This is a genomic window from Seonamhaeicola aphaedonensis (assembly GCF_003386195.1).
Classification (GTDB): domain Bacteria; phylum Bacteroidota; class Bacteroidia; order Flavobacteriales; family Flavobacteriaceae; genus Seonamhaeicola; species Seonamhaeicola aphaedonensis.
In genome coordinates this window covers 329,162-331,640 of sequence record NZ_QRDX01000005.1, presented here as the reverse complement: position 1 = coordinate 331,640, position 2,479 = coordinate 329,162, and the positions used below count along the sequence as shown (strand labels likewise).

Genomic DNA, 2,479 nt, shown 5'->3' with positions numbered 1-2,479 from the left:
ACGGAATCGCAAGTTCCTACGGCTATATTAATCTTACTCCTCTCTTTTGTTCTTTCTGATTTATAATCTAAAATTAAGAGATTGTAAACTTAAGAAGAACTGAGTTAAAAAATATGATTTTTCATACTTCTATAAATTCATTAAATTGCAGTAATTATTGTAATCTGAAAACTTGAAACTGCATACGTTTTTGCATACGATTTTATAAAATAATGGCTTGTGAGCCCAGTAAAACTGTCTTTAAAATTGATTTATTGGAGTTCATAACCCGGAGGTCTCGAGTTCAAATCTCGATCTCGCTACAATTCTTAAATCACCCAAAACAAACGGTTTAGTTCACTCTAAACCGTTTTTTTATACTTGAAATATTCATTTTTAGATTCAAAAACGCAATATTTTAATAGAAAATTATATTTATTTTATTAGCTTTATATTCTACAATACTTACAACAAAAACTGTTTTTAAACTATTTCTATCTGAGGTTTAAGCAAGCAATTTTAAACATTGCCAAATATCTATATTAATAAAAATAACATTGTATATCCGATACTTTTATATATTACAATTTGACTTAAAAACATACTTTTTAGACCAACTACTTGTTCACTCCTATTAACTGTTAATATTGAATCCTTTTATATTATATCTTTGCAACATAAACTATAGCCTATACAATTATGAATAAAAATTACTTTTTTATTGCACTATTATTGTTTTTAAGTGTAAATCTAAATGCCCAAACAACCTTAACTCAGTCTGTAAACCCTAATTTGGTTGAAGGTTCAGGAAATGCCTGTTGGAATCCAGGAGGACTTAACCCAAACACCTATAACGATAATTCGTTTTACAGAGCATACAATCTTTCAGATTTTTCAGTAACAGGAAATTTTCAAATCACTTCCGTTCAGTTTGGACAAGGATCTGCTGATACGGGGAAAGAAATAACATTAAAAATTCATACAGCCAATACCGATGATTTAACTAATGCCGTTTTAACAGAACAAGCTAGTACAACTCATATTTGTAATGCCAGTAATAATCTTCAAGTAGTTAGCGTACCCCTATCTGTATCAATACCTTCTAATTCTACTATTGTATTTGAAGTTTTCGCACCAGATAGTGGAACAAATACAGGTGAACTTTTCTTTATAGGAACGAATTCTGCAGGACAAAATGACGATAGTTATATTAGTTTTTCAGAATGTGCTGGGTGGACAGACCCTACAATAGTTAGTGACCAATACGTTATGAATGTTGTAGGTGATGAAGTTTTAGGGATTGATGATTTTAAAGCATTCAAGCTGTCTATTACACCAAACCCTACGAAAGATATCATTAATATTGATTTAGACAACGCAAATGTAATAAGCAGCATGAATCTGTATAACATTACCGGACAATTAATATACAAAAATATTAAATCGAAACGTGTTGATTTATCTGAACTAAAAACAGGAATTTACCTATTAGAAGTAGGTACTGAAAAAGGGAAAATTATTAGAAAAATAATAAAAAATTAAAAGAATAAAACCAAAATTAAGTTTTATCCTTCAAAAACAAACTTAAAAAACAGATAATCAGTATTTTAAATAGATTACAAAAATTGATAAATATGTATTTTGTCGATTTTTTTTGCTTTTTGTGGATGTTTTTTAAAATATTTATCATATATTCGTCAACGTAAAATAGGACTATAAAAAAATAAAACAACTTACGGGTAGGTAATTTTGCAATGAACTGTTTTACAAGTAATTAATCCATTTAAAATTATGACTAACCTATCTATAGATTAAAAAGGTATTTCAACGAGTATTTTTGTTAATCATAGACCGTAGTAATAATTTTACATCCCTCTTAAAATTGGTTAATAGCACATAAACCTAAATAATTTATATCTTTTAAGAAAATTGTTCTTAAAAGGTATATTATTTGTGCGACGCCCTAAATATTAACTGTTTATGAAGAGAAAATACTTTTTTAAGTTTCTTTATATCTTAAGTACCCTATTATTTTGCAACGCCCTACTTGCAGATAATATTTACTTAAAAAGATCCACTGCACCTTCAAATTATAACTATCAACCGTATTATGGCTTAATTTCTGATTATGCTAAGGTTTTTGGTGGTAACCCTTCAATTCTAGTCGAATCAAGTAATGATAATTTATTTTTAATTTATTACATAGACTCAGACATGGATGGATATGGTGATGAAAATGATACCGGAACTGATTATGGTTCCAATCCCGGTGTCGGTTACAGTCTCACTAATGATGATTGTGATGATGCCAATAGTAGTATAAACCCTGGAGCAACTGAAATACCCTGTAATGGAATTGATGAAAACTGTAATGGGATGGTTGATGACACATTATCCGCTACCGTTAACTCTAATAACTCCAACTGCTTCGGTGCTTCGAACGGTTCCATTACAATTTCTGGTGCCTCAGGTGGCTCTGGTAGTTATGAATATAGATTAG

General features: G+C 29.6%; 2 protein-coding genes. Both read left to right on the top strand.

Annotated features, from left to right (window positions below; genetic code table 11):
- Window positions 1–678: 678 nt before the first annotated feature.
- Window positions 679–1,521 (top strand): T9SS type A sorting domain-containing protein, encoded by an 843-nt coding sequence (locus tag DFQ02_RS10290; protein ID WP_116524339.1) that lies wholly within the window; start codon window positions 679–681, stop codon window positions 1,519–1,521.
- 438 nt (window positions 1,522–1,959) lie between these two features.
- The coding region (locus DFQ02_RS15220; RefSeq protein ID WP_181896400.1) for a putative metal-binding motif-containing protein at window positions 1,960–2,479 on the top strand (520 nt) is incomplete at its 3' end.